This is a genomic window from Rudanella lutea DSM 19387, from assembly GCF_000383955.1.
GTDB lineage: Bacteria > Bacteroidota > Bacteroidia > Cytophagales > Spirosomataceae > Rudanella > Rudanella lutea.
Window position 1 is genome coordinate 1825472 of record NZ_KB913013.1, and the last position, 25678, is coordinate 1851149.

General features: G+C 53.2%; 23 protein-coding genes. 11 read left to right on the plus strand and 12 right to left on the minus strand.

What is annotated here, in order from left to right:
- Positions 1–17: 17 nt before the first annotated feature.
- Entirely contained in the window at positions 18–566 is a 549-nt protein-coding gene (gene pyrR / locus RUDLU_RS0107455; protein WP_019987736.1) for a bifunctional pyr operon transcriptional regulator/uracil phosphoribosyltransferase PyrR, read from the minus strand.
- Between the two features lie 218 nt (positions 567–784).
- Between pyrR and pth the strand changes: the two genes are divergently transcribed.
- Positions 785–1345, plus strand: coding sequence for an aminoacyl-tRNA hydrolase (pth, locus tag RUDLU_RS0107460; RefSeq protein ID WP_019987737.1), 561 nt, complete (start codon positions 785–787; stop codon positions 1343–1345).
- A 240-nt stretch (positions 1346–1585) separates the two neighbouring features.
- A complete protein-coding gene (locus RUDLU_RS0107465) occupies positions 1586–2026 on the plus strand; it encodes a hypothetical protein (protein WP_019987738.1) in 441 nt (146 codons plus the stop codon).
- Positions 2027–2173: 147 nt separating this feature from the next.
- Here the strand turns inward: RUDLU_RS0107465 and RUDLU_RS0107470 are convergent, their stop codons facing one another.
- Both RUDLU_RS0107470 and RUDLU_RS0107475 read right to left on the minus strand, forming a co-directional pair.
- Complete coding sequence (locus RUDLU_RS0107470; protein WP_211220198.1) at positions 2174–3376, minus strand: hypothetical protein; 1203 nt, start codon at positions 3374–3376, stop codon at positions 2174–2176.
- Between the two features lie 37 nt (positions 3377–3413).
- On the minus strand, positions 3414–4409 hold the full coding sequence (locus RUDLU_RS0107475; protein WP_019987740.1) for a DUF2157 domain-containing protein: 996 nt from the start codon (positions 4407–4409) through the stop codon (positions 3414–3416).
- Between the two features lie 27 nt (positions 4410–4436).
- Here RUDLU_RS0107475 and RUDLU_RS0107480 point away from each other — a divergent pair, with 27 nt between their 5' ends.
- Positions 4437–6125 (plus strand): VRR-NUC domain-containing protein, encoded by a 1689-nt coding sequence (locus RUDLU_RS0107480; protein WP_019987741.1) that lies wholly within the window; start codon positions 4437–4439, stop codon positions 6123–6125.
- A 13-nt stretch (positions 6126–6138) separates the two neighbouring features.
- On the opposite strand, the gene RUDLU_RS0107485 is transcribed toward RUDLU_RS0107480, so the two are convergent.
- Positions 6139–7998 (minus strand): GEVED domain-containing protein, encoded by a 1860-nt coding sequence (locus RUDLU_RS0107485; protein ID WP_019987742.1) that lies wholly within the window; start codon positions 7996–7998, stop codon positions 6139–6141.
- A gap of 172 nt (positions 7999–8170) precedes the next feature.
- Entirely contained in the window at positions 8171–8911 is a 741-nt protein-coding gene (locus tag RUDLU_RS0107490) for a class I SAM-dependent methyltransferase (RefSeq protein ID WP_019987743.1), read from the minus strand.
- A 228-nt stretch (positions 8912–9139) separates the two neighbouring features.
- Between RUDLU_RS0107490 and RUDLU_RS0107495 the strand changes: the two genes are divergently transcribed.
- Complete coding sequence (locus RUDLU_RS0107495) at positions 9140–9502, plus strand: c-type cytochrome (RefSeq protein ID WP_019987744.1); 363 nt, start codon at positions 9140–9142, stop codon at positions 9500–9502.
- A gap of 82 nt (positions 9503–9584) precedes the next feature.
- On the opposite strand, the gene rlmB is transcribed toward RUDLU_RS0107495, so the two are convergent.
- Positions 9585–10370 (minus strand): 23S rRNA (guanosine(2251)-2'-O)-methyltransferase RlmB, encoded by a 786-nt coding sequence (gene rlmB, locus RUDLU_RS0107500; RefSeq protein WP_019987745.1) that lies wholly within the window; start codon positions 10368–10370, stop codon positions 9585–9587.
- Positions 10371–10460: 90 nt separating this feature from the next.
- Positions 10461–11906 carry a GWxTD domain-containing protein gene (locus RUDLU_RS0107505; protein WP_027302857.1) on the minus strand — a complete coding sequence of 482 codons (1446 nt, stop codon included), beginning with the start codon at positions 11904–11906 and terminating at the stop codon, positions 10461–10463.
- Positions 11907–12071: 165 nt separating this feature from the next.
- On the opposite strand from RUDLU_RS0107505, the gene RUDLU_RS0107510 reads away from it, so the two are divergent.
- The 4 genes from RUDLU_RS0107510 (at position 12072) to RUDLU_RS0107525 (ending at position 16870) form a co-directional block, all read left to right on the plus strand.
- Positions 12072–12854: a class I SAM-dependent methyltransferase gene (locus RUDLU_RS0107510; protein WP_019987747.1), complete on the plus strand. Its 783-nt coding sequence runs from the start codon at positions 12072–12074 to the stop codon at positions 12852–12854.
- A gap of 245 nt (positions 12855–13099) precedes the next feature.
- Positions 13100–13624, plus strand: coding sequence for a phage tail protein (locus RUDLU_RS0107515; protein ID WP_019987748.1), 525 nt, complete (start codon positions 13100–13102; stop codon positions 13622–13624).
- A 78-nt stretch (positions 13625–13702) separates the two neighbouring features.
- Entirely contained in the window at positions 13703–16504 is a 2802-nt protein-coding gene (locus RUDLU_RS0107520) for a beta strand repeat-containing protein (RefSeq protein ID WP_083940533.1), read from the plus strand.
- A 96-nt stretch (positions 16505–16600) separates the two neighbouring features.
- Positions 16601–16870, plus strand: coding sequence for a rhodanese-like domain-containing protein (locus RUDLU_RS0107525; protein WP_044130059.1), 270 nt, complete (start codon positions 16601–16603; stop codon positions 16868–16870).
- Positions 16871–16876: 6 nt separating this feature from the next.
- On the opposite strand, the gene RUDLU_RS0107530 is transcribed toward RUDLU_RS0107525, so the two are convergent.
- The 3 genes from RUDLU_RS0107530 to rplS form a co-directional block, all read right to left on the minus strand.
- Positions 16877–17806 carry a bestrophin family protein gene (locus tag RUDLU_RS0107530; protein ID WP_019987751.1) on the minus strand — a complete coding sequence of 310 codons (930 nt, stop codon included), beginning with the start codon at positions 17804–17806 and terminating at the stop codon, positions 16877–16879.
- Between the two features lie 53 nt (positions 17807–17859).
- The gene (gene dapF, locus RUDLU_RS0107535) at positions 17860–18633 is read right to left on the minus strand and encodes a diaminopimelate epimerase (RefSeq protein WP_019987752.1); all 774 of its coding nucleotides are present in this window, start codon (positions 18631–18633) and stop codon (positions 17860–17862) included.
- Between the two features lie 137 nt (positions 18634–18770).
- On the minus strand, positions 18771–19133 hold the full coding sequence (gene rplS, locus RUDLU_RS0107540; protein ID WP_019987753.1) for a 50S ribosomal protein L19: 363 nt from the start codon (positions 19131–19133) through the stop codon (positions 18771–18773).
- Between the two features lie 329 nt (positions 19134–19462).
- On the opposite strand from rplS, the gene RUDLU_RS0107545 reads away from it, so the two are divergent.
- Positions 19463–20965, plus strand: coding sequence for a bifunctional ADP-dependent NAD(P)H-hydrate dehydratase/NAD(P)H-hydrate epimerase (locus RUDLU_RS0107545; RefSeq protein WP_019987754.1), 1503 nt, complete (start codon positions 19463–19465; stop codon positions 20963–20965).
- Between the two features lie 448 nt (positions 20966–21413).
- Here the strand turns inward: RUDLU_RS0107545 and feoB are convergent, their stop codons facing one another.
- Positions 21414–23528, minus strand: a complete 2115-nt coding sequence (gene feoB, locus RUDLU_RS0107555) for a ferrous iron transport protein B (RefSeq protein ID WP_044129374.1) — start codon at positions 23526–23528, stop codon at positions 21414–21416.
- 102 nt (positions 23529–23630) lie between these two features.
- Positions 23631–23855 carry a FeoA family protein gene (locus tag RUDLU_RS0107560; protein WP_019987757.1) on the minus strand — a complete coding sequence of 75 codons (225 nt, stop codon included), beginning with the start codon at positions 23853–23855 and terminating at the stop codon, positions 23631–23633.
- A 254-nt stretch (positions 23856–24109) separates the two neighbouring features.
- Here RUDLU_RS0107560 and RUDLU_RS0107565 point away from each other — a divergent pair, with 254 nt between their 5' ends.
- Together RUDLU_RS0107565 and ccsA are read left to right on the plus strand one after the other, a co-directional pair.
- Positions 24110–24784: a heme exporter protein CcmB gene (locus RUDLU_RS0107565; protein ID WP_027302860.1), complete on the plus strand. Its 675-nt coding sequence runs from the start codon at positions 24110–24112 to the stop codon at positions 24782–24784.
- Positions 24785–24874: 90 nt separating this feature from the next.
- Complete coding sequence (gene ccsA, locus RUDLU_RS0107570; protein ID WP_019987759.1) at positions 24875–25534, plus strand: cytochrome c biogenesis protein; 660 nt, start codon at positions 24875–24877, stop codon at positions 25532–25534.
- Positions 25535–25678: the final 144 nt, after the last annotated feature.

Sequence of the window (25678 nt, forward strand, 5' to 3'; positions counted from 1 at the left end):
AGAACAGTGCGGGCGGCTCAGTCCATCAGCCAGATTCGGTCGGCTTCGGAGCCCTGCTCGGTCCATTCAACCAAAACACGCTGTGATTCCAGAGTGTTTACCCGCATCCCGGTATAATCGGCGCGCACGGGCAAGTCGCGGTTATATCGCCGGTCGATGAGCACCAGCAGCTCAACCTTGCGTGGGCGCCCGAACGCAGTCATGGCGTCGAGTGCGGCCCGAACCATGCGGCCGGTAGCCAGCACATCGTCGATCAGAATCACTTTTTTACCCTCAATCAAAAACGGCACGTGTGTGGTGTTGGGCCGCAGGGGTGTATCGCGTCGGCGGAAATCGTCGCGGTAGAAGGTTGCATCCAGGTACCCGAGCGGTACGCCCGTTTGGGCCGAGGTACGGCCGAGCGCGCGGTTCAGTTCGCGGGCTACCCGTTCGGCGAAGTAGATACCACGGGGCTGCATACCCAGCAGTACGGTATCGGTAAAGTCCTGATGGCGCTCAATCAGCTCCTGACACAGGCGGCTAATAACGATTTCGAGTAATGGGCTACTCAGGATTAGGCGTTTCATTGGGTAAAGTTAGGCATAGTCGCTGGTCATTTCTCATCAGTCCCTTTTTGATCGGACAGAAAACACGAACTTTGCGGCCAGATTTTGTTTAAGGTTTGTTGTTTTTAGTTTATTGTTTACTGCGTTCAGTTTACAGTTTTTGGGTGTCAGCTGAAACCTCACGACCTAACAAAAAACAATAAACCAAAAACCATGCACCAAATCCCGACTACGTACCTATGAAATTTCTGATTGTTGGCTTGGGCAATATTGGCCCCGAATACGCGCTTACCCGTCATAACGCCGGTTTTATGGTCCTCGACCGTATGGCCGCCCAGCACGGGTTTAGTTTTTCGATGACTCGCCTGGCGTACACAGCCAAATGGTCGTACAAAGGAAAGCAACTATTTTTTATCAAGCCAACCACGTATATGAACCTGAGCGGCAAGGCCGTGCAGTATTATTTGAAGAGCGAAAACATCCCGGTCGAGAACCTGCTCGTGATTACCGACGATAAAGACCTGCCCTTTGGTAAGCTGCGCATGAAACCCAAAGGGTCGGCCGGGGGGCACAACGGTCTGCGACATATCGACGAGGTGCTGGCCACGCAGGAATACGCCCGGTTGCGGTTTGGAATCGGAAATAATTATTCGAAAGGCCGACAGGTCGACTATGTGCTGGGGCAGTTCCCTGACGACGAATTAGACCAATTGCCGACCGTGCTTGACAGAGCAGCCGATGCTGTGCTCAGTTTTTGTACTATGGGCATACAACAAGCCATGAATAATTTTAACCAATGATATAACTTTATAAAGAATTTTCATTTTTTGCAAAATATTATTTTCTTCTCATGAACTAAGCCTGAAGTAAAATAAAATTCTGCTTTTAAGTTTCTAACAGTAAGTCAATTAAGATAAATACCGATTTACAGCATATTGTGCAGAATATTGTTTCGTATTGAGCCCATAAAGTTTTTGTAAAATGAAAACTTCGAGGGACATTTGTGCGTTCTCAATACGAAATCAAAATAGAACAAAACAATGAAATCGCGTGTTATCTTTGCATCATTGATTCTTGGATTAGGGTTGATGATTAGTGAGTCAAGCGCGGCTACCACCATATTTGATGATAGCCCGGCTTCAGCTAAGCCGGCAAACGCACTACTCGTAAATGGTTCTGAAAAGCTATTCGCTCTTTTTGTGGAGCAAAAGCTGAACAATTTCACGAAAAAGTCGAGCTGGCAAAACTTTATGAGCGTAGTCTCGTTGTATAATCAAAACCCGGTTGCTGTCCTGTCTCTCGACGAGGCAAGCCGTAAAAAGTTCAACGAAGCAAACGTTCAACTGAGTAACGAATTAGCTAAGAGCAACGGAAACCTGGAGGTGACCCGTTGGGCTAACCAGGCCAATCAAACTGCGCGGATGATTAATCTGTTGTGGAATGTAGAGGCCGAAGCCAGCAAAACTCCTGACGCTGAGTAGATTAAATTATCTACCAATTTTGTCAGGTTTCTGGAACAGAAAAGGGTAAAAGTTAGTTTTTCATGTAGAAAAGGTTAAGGGTTTAGGAATAGTCAGTATAAGGCCATCTGCACGATCAGGTGGCCTTATCTTTTTTATATCCTATTTCTAGTAATTTTTCCCGGCTCCTCCCCCACCAAAATCGCCCCCACCATAGCGCAGGTCGGGCTGCCGGTCGAGCGTAGCGCCGGTTGTTGAAATAAGGCTCAACGTCTCGGCATTCAGGAAAAATTGCCGGGGCGATTCTTCGTCGGGCACATCGGTAAAACCCCGGCGCGGCTGCCGCAGGTACCGAATCAACCATACCGCTACGGCTATCATCCCAAACCCGACTATTGTCAGGTAAACCGACAACGGCCCCACCGGGTAGTAATACCGCACCGTACTGACGGCAGCTGCTATTCCCAGGATTCCCAGAATAATCAGGAGCCGGTTTTTCTGCCGGATACCCAGCCAACCGTAAAGGCCGGGAAAAAAGAACGTCAAAAACCAGAACAACAGCCCGAACCGAATAGGAGGTGCTTCGGCATTACCGTAAACACCCGGCACCGGGTCGGCGAGTAAACCATTCAGTTCACGCACCACAAAATAGTTGCCAGAGGCCGCCAGCACGCCCAACGACACCCAATCGGCAATTCCAAACGCATCGGCGTAGTAATCGGGGTTTGGAACAACGCGTTTGAGCCGGCTTAGCCCGAACCAAACCAGCGCCGAAACCGCCATCAGCACAAACGGCAAGGCCAGACGGCCCCACGGAAACTCAAGCAAACCGGAGAAAATAGCCCCATAAAATGCCAGTATGGCGATAAACATCAGAATCACATCGCCGTAATACCAGACAAAGCCCAGCAGGAGCGGCACGGCCAGCAAACACCGTAACCAGAACGGAATCTCGCCCGGCAGCACCACGTTGAATGCGGCCAGCAAAAACGCGGCTCCCATGACAACCAGGGCGTTGTCGGGGCCACTTCGATAAAAATGATACCGGCCGATAAGCCCATGGGCAAGCAACAACATGCCTACCCCTACCACAGTATTAAACACCCCAAACGCATTGGCCTGATCGACCAGACCGCTCAGAAAAAGCATCAGTAGTGCGTAAGCCCCCCCCACGGCAATACCCGTAAAAATAAAGGCCCCGATCTCCGAGAAAATGTTGTTTTCCCGAAACGATACCGGATAGGCCTGCCTAACAGCGGCCAGTTGTTCGGGCTTCAGGAGCCCTTCGCGTTGCCAACGTTCGGCCTGTTGGCGTACCAACCGGTTGCGAACGTGTTCGGGATTGTATGCTTTCAATAGCGGAAATGTCAAGGCTCAGCCCTAAACGGCTATCTCCCCACACAGGGCGTCAATTGGGTGGGGTTGTTTTGGTCCGTGTAGCCTCCGGGCTGATGGTTTGTTTTTTGTACGTCAGCAAATAAGCCACCAATCCCCCCCCCGACAGCAACAGGTAAAATGTTGACACGTATTCGTCGGGGTGCAGGTAGTGAAACAGCAAATAACTCAGGCCAATATAGCCATACACGGCCGCCATCAACCCAAACAGAAACGACTGCTCCCGACGGGCGTAGCGGTCAAACAGTACACAGGCCAGGGCCAGGCCGGCCGCAAACAGCAACCGTAACGGCGGTACGTTGAACATACCCGCCAGCAGGGCTACCAGCAACAGGTTGCCAATCACAAGCAGGTACGAGAACGTGAAATGGGGCTTGATGCCCCGCCGTTGAAGCAACAGTGCGGCCCCAATGACTACCCCGCTCAGCATCAGGGCCGAGTAAATCACCCGCTCGTCGAAAAAGTTGGTTTTCAGGTATAGATCCAGCGGGCGTACCGTGACCCCCACCCAGGCCATAAGAGCCGTGAGGCCCATGCCCAACACGCCCCGGTGATCGAACCGGTAGGCCAGAGCCAGAAACAGAATCGCCGGCAAAAACGTCACAAGCCCGTACCGCTCGCCAAACACGGTGTACTCGTACTGCGCGTACCCTTCAAGCGACAGAAACAGCAAACACCCCAGCACCAGCGCATAATCGCCAAATGGTGACTGCGACTGCGTGAGGGCGGGTGTCCAGGGCGGCCGCACATACCAGGCGTAGGCAAAGGCCGCCAAGCACAACAGGCCGATACCGGCCAGAATGGTCAGGTGACCAAGTGCGTCGTAGTTTTCGTAGATCAGCAGGCCCAGTCCTGAGCTCATGAACAGAATTCCGACGTACAGCACCGAGCGCAACTCCCAATGCAGCGAAAACGGCCGTTCGCGCTCTACACGGTCGATCAGCGCGTGTTGATCGGTTGGTAAAATCCCCCGTTCATGCAGTTGGTCCAGGATCTCTTTAGGGGACATATTCGCCTGATTTGGTGTTATACAAGTATGCTCGGTCGCCAGAAAACGCCCCTTACACCCCGGTATTATCTGCACAATTTCCGCTACGTCCTCGACTTTGTCAAGCGGCTTTACGGCTCGTTACTCAACGAAGCCGAAACGGATTTTGTCTATCGGTTCGACGCCTTGAGTGAGGATGCGCAATGTTTGTTTGTGCGGTTCAGCAACCGCAAAGGACTGTTTTTTCGGGTAAACAAACTACAATATGCCGAGATAACTGACCTACCGGCTGCCCTGACCGAGCTACTGCAAACCGGCTTTGTGGAGCGTCTGTCGGCTCACCACGAGGTTATGGGGCAGGATGCCCTGAGCGTTTTCACAAAGCCCGAACTGCTCTCGCTACTGCCACTCGAACCTGAAGAGCTGAAACCCCTCCGGGCGCAGAAAAAAGAAGAGGTAACGGCCTATGCCCTACACGAACTGAACTTTGGCGAGGTAGTGACCAGCCTCACTACGTTTGAGACGGTGGTTAAAATGCGGTTTGAGGCCGAGGTAACCATGTTTAAGTACCTGTTTTTTGGAAATCGCAGCTCAGACATGACCGAGTTTGTGATTCGCGATCTGGGCATGGTCAACTTTGAACGGTACGATGAGAGCAAACTCACCGCCCGGTTTCGGTCGCGGAAAGAGGTGGAAGACAAGCTGCTCATTTCGCTTACGGGTGAGGCCTTTTACGACCTTAAACAAGCTGAAACACCCGCCGAAGATATTTACAACTGGTTTTTGAACTGGAACGAAACCCGGCCCGAGCTTTCCGAAATCGCCATTCCGGGCTACCAGCGGCTGGTATGCAAAGTAGGCGGGTTTCTGGAACGGCAAAAGCTACCCGATCAGGCGTTGGCCGTTTACGAACTCTCCGACCGGGTGCCTGCCCGCGAACGCCGGGTACGGCTTCTGTTTCGGAATGGGCTGATTGACGAGGCCCTCGCCCTCTGCGACGAGATCGCCGTGACGCCCCAGAATGCCGAAGAGCGGTACTTTGCCAACGACTTTCGTGATAAAATTCTGGGCTTGGGCGAAAAAAAGCGGAGCCGCAAAACAACCACCCGTTTTCTGTCGGATGCCGAGAGCGTGCTGGTACCGGCTGCGTACCGGCACCATGTCGAAACCGGGGTAATGAACTACTATCTGGAAATGGATTTCGACGCGGCCTTCACCGAGAACTACCCCTGGCGGGGCCTGTTTGGGCTGGTGTTCTGGGATATTATCTACGACGCCAACGTGTCGGCGATTCACCATCCGCTGCAACGCGCACCGTCAGATTTTTACCTGCCCGATTTTTACCTTCGTCGGGCCGAGCTACTCCGCAAGCGCCTGACCGAACTCGAAACCCCCGACCACTGGCGCCGGCACGTGGGCCGGATGTTCAACGCCAAATACGGCATTACCAACGTGCTGGTCGACTGGAGCGATGAGTTGCTTCACCTGGTCAATCAGATCATTACCGTACTTGATGTCGAGCAGTTGCGGCTTATTTTGCTCGAAATGGCCCGCAACGTACGCGAACACACGCGGGGCTTCCCCGACCTGCTGATCTGGAACGAAGCTGGTCAGTACGAGTTTGTCGAAGTCAAATCACCCACCGACCACCTCGGCCCGCAGCAATTGCACTGGCTTCAGTTTTTTCAGACCATCGGCGTACAAGCCAAGGTGGTGCGGGTAATCTGGGAAGCGTAGCGGGCTTCGGAGTCTATTGACCCACCCTTAACTTACTATTTGTTTGATATAATAACTTGCCATTCAATTGTAGCTTCTTAACAGCCGCTGCGGGGGTATCCACCGTAACGGTATGCCCGGCGCTGATGGTTACGTCGGTTGCTGCGGTCGGTACCTGCCCTGACGACCAAACCCCACTGCTTGTCCAGACGCCCGAGGCAACGCTTGTAGCCGTTGTGGGCAGTATCACTACCGTGTAATCTTCGGTTTCGCCGTAGAGGTAAGGATTACAGGGTAAAGTAGGCACCGGGCTGCTATCGTCACTTTGCCGAACTCGGAGCCGCGTAGTGCCTGCCAGAGCGCTGAGCGATAGGGTAAACGTAGCCGTCTGAACAGCCGTTCGGGAGTGCGTTGCGGATGTGAATACCCGCTCTGTGTCAGCAAACGTTTTGTCCCCGTTGAAATCAATCCAAACCGCAAACCCTTCGGGGTATTGAGCCCGGTTGGTAACCGCTATGGTATAGCTCTGACCGGGTGTCAGCGTTGCCGAGGACACGGAGCTGTAATCTGAATACCCGTTTGTACCGCATCCAGAGGCCTGATTAAGCAGCGTGGTACTCTCCGAGCGCAAGGCGAAATTGATAATATCGTCGCCTAAAGTACAATTGGTCACGCCCGGCACACAGTAACAAATGTTGTTTGGCGCAACGGTTACGCTAACGGTGTTTCCAACTGTCCCACTGCTGTTTGCTGCCACAACTCGGTAGTAGGTAGCTATACCCGCAACCGGGCTGGTATCTGTAAAGGATGTCACATTGGAAGTCACCGTCCCAACAGCAATAAACCCGCTGCTGGGGCTTAGCGAGCGTTCCACAATAAACCCGTTCTCATTGGTACTATTGTCGGTCCAGTTCAAACGTACCGAGCACGTACCTTCCTGAGCGGAGAGATTAGTCGGGGCCACCACAACCGGGCAAGCCGTATTGTACACATACGCTCCAGACGTTTGCATGAGCGAAGTACGATACAGATACCCATCGGCAATACGACTGTACTGACCCGGCGTAAACTGAGTCCGGCAACCACCGTAGTACGACATAATATTACTCACCAGTGGCGTGTACGAATTGGCCTGGGTATCCACAGCTGTGCCCGTATAGGTGCAAGTTGACGAATTGTAGAAATAACAACAGGGGTCAGCGGGCGTATCGCATACCAGATCCCCAGCCGTCGTACAGTTAGCACCGGTTCCGCGCGTTACAAGCTCCTTGCCTTTTGCCGTTTCGTGGGTATGATACAGATTCAGGTAATGGCCCATTTCGTGCGGGAGCGTTTCGCCGTTGCTTAACGCAGCCGTGCTCAGAATCATCTGGTTTGAGCTGGCCGCACCACTCGGAAAATAAGCGACCCCGTTCAGCCCACTCCCATCGGCTACCAGAGTGCCAGTCACGTACAAATTGATTGCATCGTTAACGTTATTGAGCACCAGAGAGGGCTGATCCAAATTAAGATCGCACGCAAAAAAATTATCATTATCGATGTAATGAATAGGGCCACATTGCGTGAACTGAATGTCGACGGGTTGGTACTTGGCATTCAACAGTGTGAGTGCTGCATTTAGGGCCGTCACGGTAGCCCCGCCCGATCCGTTTGTCTGACGTACGATATGTACCTTAATGGGTAAGCTTACCGGCCCCGGCAGAGCCTTATTGCCCAGCTTTTTTTTGAGATCGAAAATAGCCTGTTCGGCCGCGTCAATTGCCTCTTTACTGGGAGAAACGGTACCGCATTCGCCCAGAGGGCCAGCAGCCTTTTGGCCCTTTTGCGCCAGTGTTACCAGCGTACTACAAGCCCATATAAACAGAACCAGACATCCGTAAGTAAAAATCCGCATAAAAGTTAGCTCAGATTAAAGGATACCAAGCTAACAGGCTCACTTCAGATTAAAAACGAATAAAGGCCATTTTCAATTATTAGGTCTGTTTTATATTCATCACGCGCCCTTTCTATATTGTTTTACCAAGATAGACACAAAGAAAAGACACTTACCTTAACTACCCGTATAACTACTTATTTCGCCCCAGGCGCAGGAATACCGGAAACTGTACCAAGGCTTCGCCCGCTCCCCAGGCCGCCTGTACCGGTTCGGTAAGTGCGTCGACCGGGTCATAGCCGTTACTCTGTATGAACTTCCGCACCGCCGACCATGTACGCAGGTAGTTCAGAAACCACTCAGCCGTCCAGCGCCGTTCGACGGTGAAATCGGCGTACTGAACATCGGCAAAATCGAACGGCAATTGCGCGTATCGGTTTTCCACATGCCGACGCATGGCGTCCCAGTACGCGCCAATCACATCGGTATAAAAATCCCGCACCAGCCCGTCGACCGTTGGGTTGACGGTGCACAGGCCATACCCCCACTCGGCCACCACGCCCCCCGGCCGGAGTACCCGCCGAACTTCGCGGTGAAAGGCGTCGACATCGAACCAATGCAGGGCCTGCCCCACCGTGACCAGATCGAACTGCCTATCGGCAAAAGGCGTATGCTCGGCCGGGCTTACCCGATACCGCACATTGGGCCGGGCGGGAGCTTCGTCGAGTTGCTGCTGACTGATGTCGGTGGCCTCTACGTGCTCAAAATACACGGCCAGGGCAGTAGCTACCTGACCGTTGCCGGTGGCACAATCCCAGGCTTGCTTTTGGGCAGGCACAGCGGCCAGAATATACGCGAATAACTCGGCCGGATAGTCGATTCGGTAGCGGGCGTAACTGGCAGCGTGAGCCGAAAATCGATCAAGAATTGCCATCGGTTAAACCTTTTTGGGTAAAACAGATCAAAGAATCGTTTTATGGGATAAAGTTAGGTTTTAATTGGCCTAAGACGCTAAAGACCGTATTTTTGCCCAATACAACCTGTTGCTTACAGATGTCCAACATTGGCCCACAGGCGTTTGACGTACCTCGTCGAGCATTTCGTTTCCAGTGTTGGGTGTCTATCCCTTCTATTAACCAGTTCTTTTACTAACGATTGCCCCATGAAGAAAACGTTTGGCTTATTGTTCGCAACGGCAGCTATGGCCGTTGGTTCATTCAATGCGCAGGCTCAGGACAACATTCCTGAGGACATGAAAGCCCTGATGACGAAGCATACCTGTATTGCCTGCCACCGGGTAGACCAGCGGCTGGTTGGTCCGGCTTATAAAGATGTGGCGAAGAAAAATTATACGGATGCTCAGATTGTTGAGCTGATCTATAACCCAAAGCCATCAAACTGGCCGGGTTATCCGCCAATGGCTCCGATGAAGCAAGTGCCGAAGGAAGATGCGCTGAAACTGGCGAAGTGGATCAACACGCTCGACGGTACCGCTAAAAAGGCTCCATCGAAGAAGAAAGCGTAGTAACGCGTAACCAGGAATGGGTAATGTGCAATGGATCTTCAGACCCGTTACACATTACCCATTTTCCATTATACAGTATTCATTATTTACTCCGCTGCCGTACTACTTCGTACAGCACCACGCCGGTTGCTACCGACACGTTGAGCGAGCCTACCGACCCCAGCAGCGGAATTTTAACGTGGGTATCTACCAGTTTCAGAATCTCCGGCGAAATACCGTCTTCTTCAGAGCCCATCACAATCGCGAGCGGCCCGGTCATATCGGTTGGGGTTTCGTACAGGTCGCGGGGCGACTTTTCGGTACAGGCCACCACCTGAACACCTGATTTCTGCAAATAGGCCACGGTATCTTCGAGATTGTACTCCCGGCATACCGAAATGTGGTTGAGCGCCCCCGACGACGTTTTCATAGCATCCGACCCGATCGCGGCTGCACCCCGGCCCGGAATCACAATGCACTGCACCCCAGCACACTCGGCCGTGCGGGCAATAGCCCCAAAGTTGCGTACATCGGTAATCCGGTCGAGCAGGAGCAAAAACGGCGTTTCGCCCCGTTCGTGCACATCGGCCAGTACATTAGAGAGCTTCACGTATTGCACAGCCGCCACCAGACAAACTACACCCTGGTGGTTTTTGCGCGTCAGACGGTCCAGCTTCTCTACCGGCACCCGCTGAATGGTCACGCGGTTCTGGAAAGCCAGTTGCTGAATTTCGGGGTGACTCATCCCCTTTTCCATGTACAGCTTGTCGATCTGCTGATCGGACCGCAGGGTTTCCAGCACCGACTGGATTCCGAATACCATATCGTCAGAGCTGGGTTCCGGGCGGAAATTGGGGCGCTGCCGATTGGGTCTGTTGTTATAACTCATATGCTTTTTCTAATCGCCAAAGGGCGACGAACCCCGCAAAGGTCGCAAACTCTTCGCGTTATTCGTCGCCCCCGACCGATTGTACCCAAATTACTCCCGAATTGCGCCGGTACGCCAGGCCTCCACAATCGGATACCATACCGGCTGATACTCTGCAAAGCGCACCAGTTCGTAATGATCGTCGACAAACTGATTAGGCTTGCGGTTGAAGGTAAAATTGATCTCCGACACGTTGGCCCGCCGGTTGTACACCCACACCTCACGGTCGCGGCTGCGCTGCACCCGGTCGGGAGGGCCGAGCACAATGTAAATCATGCCTTTGTCGGTTTTCCAGCCCTCTTTGTAGGTTGTAAAAAGCCGGTTGGCTTCTTCCACCCGGTTATAATACGCCCGAATGGTCCGCCGGGCTACCTCTTCGTTGCCCGACATGAGGCCCAGCCAATATTTATCGAGGGCTTTTTTGGCATCCGATGCGCCCCCCAGCTCATTCATTTCCGAGCTGGTGCTCACGTACATTACCGGTTTGGCCAGCTTCTCGGGTCGGGTCAGTTTCGGAAACCGGTTGTCGGTCACCATCAGGCCCAGTCCGTACGTATCGGTGGTGTCTTCCAGAAAGAAATACAAACCCTCTCTGGGAAGTTGGAACGGCTGGTTGGTCATGACCGTCAGTGTGGAGTCGACGGCCAATGTTTTCGGAACGGGCCGGTTGCCGGTGTTCATCGGCGACGAGGCCGCGTCGAACTCGTGCTTGTACCGGAAGCCGTACAAGGGCTTACTTGTACCGTTGACATCCCGAATCACAACGGTATCGTTGCGGCTCACGAAATTGCGCAACCGGGGCAACCGTCCCTGGGCATCGAACAGGGTAAACCGGTCCGTGATACGCGGGGCCTGAAACCGAATCTGCAAATCGTTGAGGGCTTTGCGACCCGAGTTCACCTCGGTGATTTCGGTCAGCATAATGGCCGAAACGGCGTCTTTGGGGCGTTTTACCTCGAAGTTAAGCACCAGGTAATCGTCCAGCACAGTCAGGGTTTGGGCATTGGTTGGCACGTTGCCGTAGCCCAGCCGCTCCCGGTTGTTGTAGTCGGGGTACAGAACGTAATTGACCAGAAACCGTGTCGCAAAATCATCAATATTCCGAATGGGCTTACCATCAGGCTGACGGGTATAGATGTGCAGATAGACGCGGGTAGCCGTACTGTCGACGGTCAGGAACTTGCCTTTGATAGCCGTAACCGCATAATCTGGGGCCGAATTGCCACCGCTCGCAGGCGGAGTGCCCGCGGCTGGCGTGGTAGGCCGGGCGTTGGAGCTGCCCGCCGGGCGCGCCGATGCTCCGGGAGCCGCTGCTCCGGGGTCGGCATTGAGCGTGCCGGGGGTCCGGGGGCGGTCGGCCATTTCGCGCGACTGATTGGGCGCTTCCGTACGCGACGGGTTAGATCGGTTCGAGTCGTAGGCAGTCGGCTGGGTCTTTTTTGACGAAGCACAGGCCGACACCAGCAGGGTTAGTGTGATCGCGGAAAGTAGGCGCATACACCACAAATAAGTAACGTTCTGAATAAGATACGGTAAAATAACGAAAAACAGGTGCCTTATGGCCTGTAAACTCCTATTTTTCTTTGCAAACACAAACGAGTAATTTTGTAGAATAGTCGACAGGCGCCCTGTTTTGTCGGCTACCGACTATCGACTTTACGCATGTACAAAACCACCGAGATTACCTCCGCCGAAATTACCTCCGACAACCCGGTTCATCAGCGGCTACTTTTTCCGTATGTCGAAGCCGCGGAAATGGTAAGCGGCCAAGTGCTCGAAATTGGGTGCGGCTGGGGCCGCGGGCTGGAGTTGCTCACGCAGGCGGCAACCCACTACACGGGTATCGACAAAAACGCCGATCTGATAGGCTCGCTTCAGCAAGCCTACCCCAAGGCTACCTTCGTAGCGGCTAATATCCCCCCCCTCACCGACGGCACCGGGCAACCTCTACCCGACAATACGTTTGATTTTGTGGTGACGTTTCAGGTAATCGAACACATCGAAAACGACGATCTGTTTGTGAAGGAAGCCTACCGGGTACTCAAGCCTGGGGGTAAATTACTACTCACGACGGTCAACAAGTCGTACTCTCTGACGCGCAACCCCTGGCACGTGCGCGAGTACGTAGCCGACGAACTGCGGGCGCTCATGGGCCGTTATTTCCCGGTTGTCGAAACGCGCGGTATCCACGGCAACAACAAGGTGATGACGTATTATGAGCAAAACAAGAAGTCGGTCGAACGCTTTACGCGCTGGGACATTTTCAACCTCCAATACCGGTTGCCCCGCCGACTGCTTCAGGTACCTTACGATATTGCCAACCGCATGAATCGCAACCGGCTGCTGAAGCAGGATGGTCTGGCCGCCGAAATCCGGCACACCGATTATGTACTGAGCGACTCACCTGCCCAAAGCCTCGATTTTTTCTACGTTGCCACCAAGTAATTAGTAGTCATCCACCCGTACAGCCACTCCCAACCGAGTGGCTTTTTTTGTGCCCATCGCCTGTAACCAAAAACACAACACCCTAAAAATCAACTACCAAATACCAGAAAGTCCTACCGAATACCAGAAAATATAAATGCATTTAAATACTAATATAATCAACCTATATACATTAGGCAGGCAATCCATACGGTTGTACTGAACCATTCTATTCTACCAACATTTTCTAACTACTTTTTCAAATCATGGAAGTTTTCATTGGCATGATTGGCCTGTTTGGCTTCAATTTCCCCCCCAAAGACTGGGCATTCTGCAACGGGCAACTACTATCAATTTCCCAAAATTCAGCCCTGTTCGCCTTACTAGGTACAACGTACGGCGGTAACGGGCAGACCACGTTTGCTCTTCCCGATTTGCGTGGCCGTACTCCTATTGGTATGGGCAATGGTCCAGGCCTGACACCGCGCACCATTGGTGAGATGTCGGGCTCAGAGAACGTCACGCTTCTGCAAACCCAGATGCCCCAACACAATCACTTGATGAACGTGTCGAATCTGGCAGGAACAAATACAAGTCCCGAGAATTCCGTAATAGCGGTAGCGTCTGTTAGTGGTGAACCTCTTGCCGGATATAGTTCTACTATCGACACCACGGCCAACCCAATGGCTATTGGCATGGCAGGCGGCACTCAGCCCCACAACAACATGCAACCTTACCTGGCAATGAACTACTGCATTGCGCTTTACGGCATTTTCCCAAGCCGTAATTAATACATCCATCAGTCTTAGCTCTGCTGTAAAAAACTATCTGACGCAGGGCTAAGACCTGTTCTCTTCCTCTATCCAACCATGACGAACCGCTACGCTCCATCAGTCCGGATGGCTTTTCTGGGCCTTTTGCTCCATTGCTTATTTACGTTTTCTATCCAGGCGGCCACTTCACCAACTGACCCGCCCAAAGCCACTGCTCATGCCGTGTTGGCTCCAGTGGCTTATTCAGAACCCGGCAGTCCGTTTCCAGCTCTGGCAAGCTTTCAACGGCGGCTTTTTTTTGATGCCGATAATGATGGCGATGTAGATATTTTGTATCAAACTACTACCACCTTAGGCTCTGGGATTGGCTTAAGTCTGAATAACGGTAGTGGAGGGTTTAACACCACACATACAGCTACTGAAGGAACCGGGCTCTTCACATCTGGGCCACTCAACGGAATTGCCCTACGCGAGGTGAGTAACCCAAACAGTTCTACCGGATTGGTAGCACTGGATTATGATAACGACGGCGATACGGACCTGTACGAGACGTCATCCTCTTCTACCGGACGGATTCTGCGTAACAACAACGGGAGTTTTAGTGTCCAGACCAGCCCGTTCCCCGCCTTGGTCAGCTTTGCCCGCCGACTTTTCTTTGATGCTGATAACGATGGGGATGTAGACATTCTGTACCAGTCTACTACAACAGCAACCAACGGCATTGCCCTGAGGCTGAACAATGGTAGTGGCGATTTCAGTACGCTTCACTCAGCTACCGACGGAACCGGCCTATTTTCGTCAGGGCCACTTAATGGGATCACACTACGAGAGGTTAACGGCCCTACCAGCAACACAGCTCTGGTTGCTGTTGATTATGATAATGATGGAGATACCGACCTATATGAGGCAGTAGCAGGTGGTGCCGGACGGATGCTTCGCAACAACAACGGTAGCTTTAGTGTCCAGGCCAGCCCATTTCCGACAATAGCCGCCTTCAGACGTCAGATTTTCTTCGATGTAGACAGTGACGGCGACATTGATCTCCTCTATCAGACGGGCATAACGGCAGGCAGCGACATTGCCCTGATACTAAACAACGGCAGTGGTGGCTTTAGTAACACCATTACTGCGGCAAACGTAACCGGTTTATTTTCTTCTGGGCCACTCAGCGGAATTTCATTTCAGACGATTGGTAGTACCAATAGTGCAGCGCTGTACGCTATCGACTACGACAACGATGGCGATACCGACCTATTTGAAGGTACAGCCAACTCAGCAGGGCGGATTATCCGGCAGAATGAATCCCCACCAGTTATTTCTTCGACTAATCCCGCCGATAATGCCACCAACGTTTCTGTCACAGCCAATCTGGTGCTGACTTTCAACCGGAGCATGATCAAAGGAACGGGCAATCTGTATCTGGTACGTACTTCCGATAACAGCGTTGTCGAAACGATTCCGGTCACCAGCGCGCAGGTAACTGGGTCGGGAACCACCTGGACAGTTAACCCTAACAGTACGCTCGCCAGCCTGACCAACTACGCCCTGCGAGCCGACGAGGGGACTTTTTTCGATGCCGATGGTCGTATTTTCCGAGGTATCCTTACAAATACCATCTTTAATTTTACCACCGGCTGTACCCCACCTATCGTTTCTATTAACCCCAATAGTGCGGTACTCACCTGTACTCAACCTACCCAAACGTTGACAGCCATTGGTACGGGTACCTTCCGCTGGTCGACAACGGCTACCTCGCCCACTATCATCGCCAACACGACGGGTACGTTCTCAGTCACCCTTACCGACGTCAACGGCTGTACGGCCACAGCCTCGAGCAACATCACGAGCAACACAACCGCCCCCGGCGCAACCCTTACGGCAAGTGGTCCACTCAACTGTACGGCCACCAGCGTCACCCTCACGGCGGGCACTACGTTGGGGACTTTGTTTGCATTTAGCAGCGGAGCCGTGCAGTTGGGGGGCGTTTCGGGCCTCTCGGCTACTGTGAGCAGTGCCGGGTTGTACTCGGTTACCGTAACCGGAGCCAACGGCTGTACGAGCATAGCCAGCACCAACGTCACCCAAAACAACACCATTGCGGGCTTCACCGTGAGTGGAAGCGGATCGGCCTGCTCGGGCAGTACGGTGCTGCTCACAGCCAATGGTTGTACTGGTGGCACGGTATCCTGGCCCGGCGGTGTAGTAGGCAGCACGTTTTCGGCCAGCCTGACGGGCAACTACACGGCCACCTGCACCATCGGCACTTGTACCACCACCGCTACCGGCACGGCTACTATCAATACCCCTGCTTTTGCGGCTGCCCCTACCCTCTCAACCAATACCCCACTGCCGGGGCAGGCCCTGAGCCTGAGTTATGCCGCTACGCAATGCCCCTTCAACAATGCAGGGCCCTTCGGCGTCGAATTGTCAACGGATAATTTCGCCAGCCAAACGGCCCTGACCCCAACTACCAGCACCAGTACCGAGCTCACCGTCGACCTACCCGGTACGCTTCTGGCCGGTACGGCATACCAGTTACGCGTAGTGTACCAAACCAGCACATTCAGCCCACCAGCCAGCTTCACCGTGTCAAGCCCGGCGGTTCTGAGTATTAGCGCGAGCCAAACAAGTATTTGCATTGGTGGTACCATACAACTCACAGCCACCGGATGCCCCGATGGCGAGGTACATTGGTCGACGGGTGAAACGGGCGCATCGATTGTCGTGAGCCTAACGGCTACGAGTACCATCTCGGCCAGTTGTGTGATAGCCCCACCTCCCACGCGCGACGCCTTCGCCCCCGGTAAGGCACAAACGTCGGCACGGCCCCAAACGCCCCCCCAACGGAGTAGCCAACCCGCCGAAGCCATTGATCGACGGCGGCTCCCGAACCGATAAAACCTTTCGGAATGTTATAGGGTCGGAAGCGGTCAAAAACCCGCTTGCGACCCCATTTTGCAACCAACAGGCTATACCGATATTGACTTGAATACCATGGAGCAACTCCGGCAGCAGCCCGGTGCGCTGCTCATTGATGTTCGGGATGAGTGGGAGTTTGAGGAGTTTAACTTGGGCGGCATCAATATCCCTTTAGGCGATATTCGGGCCCGCAAAGCCGAAATCGAACCGTTCGATCCGTTGATTGTCGTTTGCACCAACGGCGTTCGGAGTCGGGTAGCCGCTAAAGACTTTCTGCGGCAGCCTGAGCTACAGCACAAAACCATCTATCACCTCCACGGAGGGCTGATTGGCGACCTGAGCTAAATAGACTTACGTCACAATCACAAAGCCCAGCTTGGCCGCATCTTTCTCGATGGTGGGCAGATTATAGCCGAAAATTTCGTGCACATTGACCCGAATCACCTGCGAGAGCTGTGTAAGAGGTAAGTTGTTGCGCTCCAGCCCAAACGGCTCTTCGATCTCAACGCCGATCATTTCCAGACCCACCAGCACGTACGACACCAGCATAACTGCCGGAATTGTGAGGTACCCGTAATCTTCGACTACCATAAACGGCATAATGCCAATGTAGCAGGTGATAAACAGCTTAATGAAAAAGCTGTATGAAAATGGAATGGGGGTGCTTTTGATCCGTTCGCAGATACCTGCCACATCGAGCAAAACGACGAGCAGATCGTGCAGGTTGATGAGTTGCCCCTCCGAAATGACCCCTTCCTTGTACAACAGCTCGGTTCGGTTACGCAACTGCGACACCACGCCGTTGGGCACGTGGTCGAAGCGTTGTAGCATAGCAAGAGTTCCGGGCACGGTTTCGTCGAGGTCGTTCAGGTTGCGGGCATCGCGCAGGTGATTTTTGAGCGCAAACGGAAAATTTGAAATCACCTTGGTGAAAAAGAGCTTCTCGGCCGGGCGGCCTTCACCCAGCACCGCGTTGTAATACACGGCCAGATTTCGGCAGGTATTTACCAGCACACCCCAGGTTCGCCGGCCTTCGTAAAAGCGGTCGTAGGCCGTATTGGTGCGAAAAATAATGAGCAGGCTCAACAGAATCCCCATAGTCGACAGGAACTCCGTCGGGGTGTTTTTGAGCTTAAAATCGAGAAAGTTGAGTTCGACTACGATCACAACGACGACGTAAACGAACACAAACGCCAGTCGTTTGAGGAGGGATAGTACCGTTGAGCCGGTATGAAATTTCCAGATGGCCTGTAGCCAATCGTGCGTTTTATAAACAATCATGTACCGTTGAGTAAGGCAAGTAACTGTTTATAAACCGCCCAACGGTCAAACTGTTAGAGCACAATATCGCCCTCAAAGACCCGTACCGCCGGGCCAATCAGGTCGATGCGCTCGTAGCCACCCGATTCAGACTCGACAAAAGCGACTTGCAAAGGCCCGCCTAACGTTCGGATAGCCACCGGTGAGGGTACGCCCGACTGTCGATTAGCCACCAAAGCGGCCGCCGTCACGCCCGTACCACAGGAGTACGTTTCGTCTTCAACCCCGCGCTCGTACGTCCGCACGAAAAGCGTTCCGTCCTCGTCGGATTGTACAAAGTTGACGTTGGTACCTTTGGGCGCAAATGCATCGCTGTACCGAAGCCGCCGACCTACGCCGACCACATCGTACTGCGCCAACCCGTCGACGGTCATCACTACATGCGGAGAGCCAGTGTTGGTAAAGCTGTATTCGGTCCCCAGATCAATACCGGCCACGTTGGTCATCCGCAACGACACCAGTCCCTCGGTTACGGTGGCTTCGTGTTCGCCATCCACGGCCATAAAGCGGGTATGCTCTGTAAACAGACCCAGGTCGTGCGCAAACCGAACAATACAACGCCCACCATTGCCACACATGCTCCCCTCGGCCCCGTCGGCATTGAAATAAACCATTCTAAAATCCAGTTCAGGATGATTTTGGAGCAGAATCAAGCCATCGCCCCCGATACCAAACCGGCGGTCGCACAAGCGGGCTACCAAAGCCTGATCGTGCTGAGGAAAGGTTTCGGCCCGGTCGTCGATCAAGACAAAATCATTGCCGGTACCCTGATATTTAAAGAAATGCATGGCTTCTGAACGGGGTTAGCAGCCGGACGCTGCAAGAGCAACCGGAAAGAGAGAAAACAACAAAAGTCTCAGCCTACCTACGCCAGAAAATGGGGGCGGAAGCACGCTGAGACCTTTGCTCAAATACAGGGGTGTAATTACGCTTTTGCTTTCCGCTCTTTCACACGGGCAGCCTTACCCTGGCGACCACGGAGGTAGAACAGACGGGCGCGCCGTACTTTACCCAGACGCAGTACTTCTACTTTGTCGATGTTTGGCGACAGTACGGGGAAGATACGCTCCACACCGATACCGTTTGAGATTTTACGAACGGTGAACGTTTCGCCGTTGGTGTTTGGGTTACGGCGTTGAATGACCGTACCCTGGAACACCTGAATACGCTCTTTATTGCCTTCGCGGATTTTAACGTGCACATTGACCGTGTCGCCTGCCCGGAAGGTAGGCATATCAGCCCGACGCTGTGCGTTGTCGGCTTCCACTAATTTAATCAGGTCATTCATGACTGTAGTGTATCGTCAGCTAAGTTAATGCGAACACAAGGTTGCGAGCACCACGCTTGCAGCGCCTTGATGTTGTAAAATGAGCCGCAAAGATAAGGATAAATTAAGCACGGTAAAAGCTTCCTCTGCTAATTTATTGAGCAACTGCTGCATAAGTCGCCATTGAGTCGGAATGATTGGGCGATTACAGAGTTTTTACCTAATTCGCGTTGCAAGAATAAATAGGAACACGGATTAATGAGATTCAACGCCCTGAAACAGATTTTACCCTGATTATCCATTTTAATCTGTTCAACCCGTTTCACCCGTGTTTCTATCCAAAGCCAACTATGAAAATCCTGAACGTTAACCAAATCCGCGAACTCGACCAGTACACCATTCAGCACGAGCCCATTGCCCCCATCAATCTGATGGAACGCGCTTCTGAAGCGTTTGCCGACTGGTTTGTGGCGAAGTTTCCGGCCACGCGCCCCGTCAAGATTTTCTGCGGTTTGGGTAACAACGGGGGCGATGGCATGGCCGTGGCCCGTATGCTGCTTCAGCTCGACTATAATGTGGAGGTAAACGTAGTTCGGTACGCGCCCCGCGAATCTGACGACTGCGCCCACAATCACCGCCGACTTAAGCTGCTCACCAATCCGAACTACATCGAGAAACCACAGGACATACCGGCACTGCGGCATAACGAGATTGTGATCGACGCCATTTTGGGTTCGGGGTTATCGCGGCCTACCGAAGGTATCGTCAGGACCGTGATCGAGGCCATCAACCGGTCGCCGGCAATGGTGATCTCCATCGACATTGCCAGTGGTTTGTACCCCGACCGGCCCAATCAGCCCGGCGATGTCATTATCGAACCCGACCATACGCTTACGTTTCAGCTACCCAAGCTGGCGTTTATGCTCCCCAAAAACAGCCGTTACGTGGGCGATTGGCAGGTGCTCGACATTCGGCTGAGCCGACGCTACATTGATCAGACGCGCACACTATACTACTATACCAACCCCGAAGAAGCCCGCCTGCTCCTGCGCACCCGCGACCGGTTTTCGCACAAGGGAACGTTTGGGCACGCACTGCTTCTGGCCGGCAGTTACGGTAAAATTGGAGCCGCCCTGCTGGCAAGCCGGGCCTGTTTGCGGTCGGGGGTGGGCCTACTCACGGTTCAGACACCCCGCTGCGGATACGATATTCTGCAAACGAACGTGCCTGAGGCCATGTGCCGACCCGATCAGCATGAGCACGTTCTGACGGGTATGAGCGACATTTCGGGCCCCGATTTTAGCGAGTACTCAGCCGTGGGCGTGGGACCTGGTATTGGACAAAGCCCCGAAACCGTTTCGATGCTTCGGGGGCTGTTACAATCGCTCCGCAAACCGGCCGTTTTTGATGCCGACGCTCTGAACATTCTGGCCAAAAACCGGGATTTGCTCGGTCTACTGCCCGAACGTAGTATTCTGACCCCACACCCCAAAGAGTTTGAGCGGCTCACCCAACGTTGGGAAAACGACTACGATAAGCTCGAAATTTTGCAGGACTTTGCCCGCCGGTACGACGTGGTAGTGGTGCTAAAAGGAGCCCATACGGCCATTGCCACCCCCGAGGGTGAAGTACATTTCAACTCGACCGGCAATCCGGGGCTGAGTACTGGTGGTACAGGCGACGTACTAACGGGCGTGATTACGGCCCTGCTGGCGCAAGGGTACGACCCGGTTGAAGCTTCCGTATTAGGCGTGTATAGTCATGGTTTAGCGGGCGATACCGCAGCAGCTCACCGCGGACAAATTGGCCTCACCGCTACCGATGTCATTGAACATCTGCGGTGGAATATGTAGAAAACCGTGGGCAAAAACTGCACAAAAGTGTGGATTTTTATACCCAATCTAAGTTGCTCATTGCTGAACAAAACCGTGAAATTTAACCGCAGGATACGTAGTAATACGTATTCCGTAAAACCCGTACTAATGCGCTAAAAGTCTCGCCGAGATGGTATGAAATTTGCGACATCCATAACATACTCATCTCAAAATAGACAGTGCATATGGCAAACCTCACCACTAAACCACTACGTACCAATCGTTCGACGCGTAAAATGCAAACGGGTATGGACCAGACTATGGCGCTGGGAGGCCTAACCTTCGCTTTATTTACCTACATCGTTTATCACTTTGTTTATCCCTTGATTTCGAAGGGGTTGCTCTGGTAATAACTCCCTTCTATCTATACACCCATGAAAAAGCCCGCTTTTGCGGGCTTTTTTGATTTGGGAGGTACCATCAGACTTTACGAAAGAGCTTGATACGTCAGATAGGCGGCCCCATAGGCCAGTAGCATCATGTACACCAGTTGCACGGCAGGCCACTTCCAGCTTTTGGTCTCGTGCAGGGTTGCGGCCAGCGTACTCATACACATCATGGCGAATACGTAAAAAATGAGCAGCGACCACGCCAGCGCTTCGGTGTACATTGGTCCGCCGGTGGTCGGGTTCCGCTCGGCTTTGAGCCGCTCCCGAATCGTGACTCCTTCTTCATCGCCCCCATCCCCAATGCTGTAGATAGTTGCCATGGTACCCACAAACACCTCACGGGCAGCAAACGAACTGAGCAGGGCAATCCCGATTTTCCAATCGTAGCCTAACGGCCGGATGGCGGGTTCGATAAAGTGCCCAAACCGACCCGCATACGAGGCTTCGAGCCGCTCAGAGGCCACCCGATTGTCGAGTTCAGCGGCTTCTACACCCACCGACTGCGCCCGTACCCGATCTTCGGCCTGCTGCATGGAGTCGCCGGGACCATAATTAGCCAGCACCCAGAGTACAATCGAGATAGCCAGAATGACGCGCCCGGCCTCCCATACAAATGAGCGGACGCTCTCCCAAACCGTCAGACCCACGTGGTTCCAGCGGGGCAGCTTGAACGTAGGTAGCTCCATGATAAAAAAGCTACGCTCTTTCGTTTTCAGGATCAGCTTGAGTACATAAGCCGCTATGAGGGCACTCAACAGGCCCAGCAGGTACAGGCCCATCAGTGCCAGCCCTTGCAGGTTAAACAGACCCAGCACCCGCTCATTGGGCACTACGAGGGCAATGAGAATCGTATAAATAGGCAAACGCGCCGAGCAACTCATAAGGGGCGTTACCAGAATAGTAATAAGCCGATCGCGCCGGGTGCCAATACTGCGCGTGGCCATAATGGCGGGTACCGCGCAGGCCACCCCCGAGATAAGGGGCACTACACTCCGGCCGTTGAGCCCAAACTTGCGCATGATCCGGTCCATGATAACCATAACCCGCGCCATATAGCCCGATTCTTCGAGCAGGGCCACCAGCAGGAACAAAAACCCGATTTGCGGGATAAATACCAGAATGCCGCCAATACCCGCCAGAATCCCGTCGGTGAGCAGGTCAGTTAGAGGGCCCGGCGGCAGTGTTTCTTTAAGCGTACCATTGAGCCAGGCAACGCCTTCGTCGATGAAGTCCTGCAAGGGAGTGGCCCAGGCAAAAATGGCCTGGAAAATAAGAAGCATAATCAGCCCAAACAGCGCATACCCCCAAACCGGATGCAGCAACACCCGGTCGAGCTTCTGGCTCCAGGTGAGTTGACCATCGGTTTTCTGTTGGGTAACGGCTTCTGTCAGCAGAGCCGCAATGCGTTTGTAGCGCGTGATGGTTTCGTTGGCCTGAAACTTAATCTCACTAAAGTCGTGCCGGGCGATAAGTGCATCGAGACCCTGCCGCTGTTCGGTACCGAGAAACGAAAACCCGTCGTGCTGAATCAGATATTGTAAGGCCAGATAGTTGTTATCGAGCTTGTACTGTTCACGCGTTTCGCCGATCAGATCCGGGATTTCTTCAGCCGGATCATAGAAGAGTTTGGCCGGCAGCGTTGGCTGCTGCAATTGCACCTGAACCGCCTTGCGCACCTGATCGAGACCCTCGCCGGTGCGGGCGTTGATCCGAATCACGGGTACGCCCAACCGCATAGCGAGCCGGGCTCCATTAACCTCTTTGCCCTCGTCACGGGCCACATCGAGCATGTTCAGGGCCAGAATGGTCGGTACACCCAAATCGGCAATCTGGGTAAACAGGAGCAGATTTCGGTGCAGGTTAGACGCATCGACCACCACAATAGCGACATCCGGGTAGTCGGGATGCGCCGGATTGGCCAGGATATCGGTTACGAGTTGCTCGTCTAATGACTTGGGGTAGATAGAGTAAACACCCGGAAGATCGACGATGGTGGCCGTAGTTTGGGCATCGAGGGGCCAGGTACCGGATTTCTTATCGACGGTAACACCGGGGAAGTTTCCGGTTTTCTGGCGTAGGCCGGTCAACTGATTAAACAGCGACGACTTACCGGCATTAGGGTTGCCCACAAGGGCTATTACGGGGGGACGCAAAGTAGTTACAGTTTACAGTTTACAGTTTGCAGTTCACAGTTTGCAGTTCTGACTATGCCATTGGGTCTCTACAACTGTAAACTGAAAACAGCAAACTGAAAACTACTCAACGAGGATAGTAGCAGCCTCGGACCGACGCATGGACAGGCAGTACCCGGCTACGTTGAGGCAGATCGGGTCGCCGAGTGGAGCCTTGCAGTGCAGACACACCTCGGCACCGGGCAGGCAACCCATTTCGAGGAGTTTGAGCGACATCAACTGGTCATTGAACGACTGGATGGTGGCCCGCTCGCCAATTTTCAGATCAGCAACACTGCGCTTGCTCATAAGAGTGGTGCCGCGTCGAAACGGCCAAAACTATTTAGATTCAGTTTAATTAACGCAAGTTTACAACGGAAAGTTTGTCTGTGCAAGCCACAACTCAAAGTTTAGGTCTGATGCGCCGGGCAGGCGGGTTGGCAGTTGGCTCTGCATTACCGGGAGGGGCTTTGTTACGGTCCTCATCGGCCCCCGAAACATTGTCTACTTTACCCTGCAACTTCACCGTCTAAGCCGTAACTTTGCAACCCGATTGTTTAGGTATGTCAGAATCGATGCGGCAGATAGGTGCCCTGATGCGTAAAGAGTTTGTGCTGGAGTGGCGGCAACGCTACGCCCTCAATGGTATGCTTCTGTACATTGTGGGGGCCGTGTTTGTGTGCTACCTCAGCTTCAACGCCCGCCGGGGGCAGCTGACGCCCATTGTCTGGAACACCGTTTTCTGGATTATCCTGCTGTTTTCGGCGATCAATGCGGTAGCCAAAAGCTTTGTGCAGGAACGCGCCGGTCGGCTGCTGTACTACTACACAGTGGCCAGTCCGCTCCAGATCATTGTTTCCAAGATTCTGTACAACACCGTACTGATGCTGGTGCTGGCCGGGCTGGGGTTTGTAACCTACGCCTTTGTGCTTGGTAATCCAGTGCAGGATATTCCGCTGTACCTGCTGAGTCTGCTGCTGGGGGCCGTAGGGTTTGCCGGTTCGCTCACGCTCGTAGCGGGTATTGCTTCGAAAGCCGAGAACTCGGCCACCCTAATGGCCATACTGAGCTTTCCGGTTATTCTGCCCCTGTTGCTTATGCTACTGCGGATTTCGAAAAGCGCCCTTGATGGGCTCGACCGAAGTCTAAGCAGCGACGAGATTATTACCCTGCTGGCCATCGACGCCATTGTGCTGGTGCTTTCGGGCTTGTTGTTTCCGTTTATATGGCGGAGCTAAACATAGTTTTCAGTGTACAGTTTGCGGTTTACAGTTCGCTTGCGCGTCTGCTAGCCCAACTGAAAACTGAAGACCGTAAACTGTAAACTTATGAGAAAAAACTGGTGGAAGGGCGTTGCTGTCCTGCTTCTAACGTACGTAGTATTCTGGGGATTACTCGGCCCGACTCCGCGTCAGCCGATTCTGAACGAAAGCATCCGAAATGTGTATTTCCACGTTCCCCTCTGGTTTGGCATGGTCATTCTGCTGCTGACAGCGGCCATTTTCTCCGGGCGTTACCTGCGCTCGGGCAACCCTGAGCACGACCGCGTAGCCGTCGAGTTTACCAATACCGCACTGGTGTTTGGCCTGTTGGGCTGCCTGACAGGCTCTATCTGGGCCAACTTTACTTGGGGCGAGCCCTGGCCCAACGACCCTAAACTCAACAGTGTGGCCGTGGGTATGCTGCTCTATCTGGCTTACGTGATTCTGCGCGGCTCGTTCGATGATGAGCAGCGCCGGGCCCGCATCTCGTCGGTGTACAACATCTTTGCCTTTGCCGTGTTCATTCCGCTTATTTTCATTGTGCCCCGCCTGACCGATTCGCTGCACCCCGGCAATGGCGGCAACCCCGCTTTTGGGCAGTACGATATGGACAATCAGATGCGTATGGTGTTTTATCCGGCCGTGATTGGGTTTACACTGCTCGGCGTCTGGATTACCGAAATCCGGGTTCGCACCCGGCGAATTGAGGCCTATCTGGAGGAATGATTCAGCCGGTTTTGCTGTTATAAAGCCGACCCACGTTTAAGTACTCGGACAGAATTAAATGTAAAATGAATAGTGTAAGATGTACAATGAGATGGCTGATTATCAGCAGGTAATTCAATTATACATTTTACATTGTTCATTCAC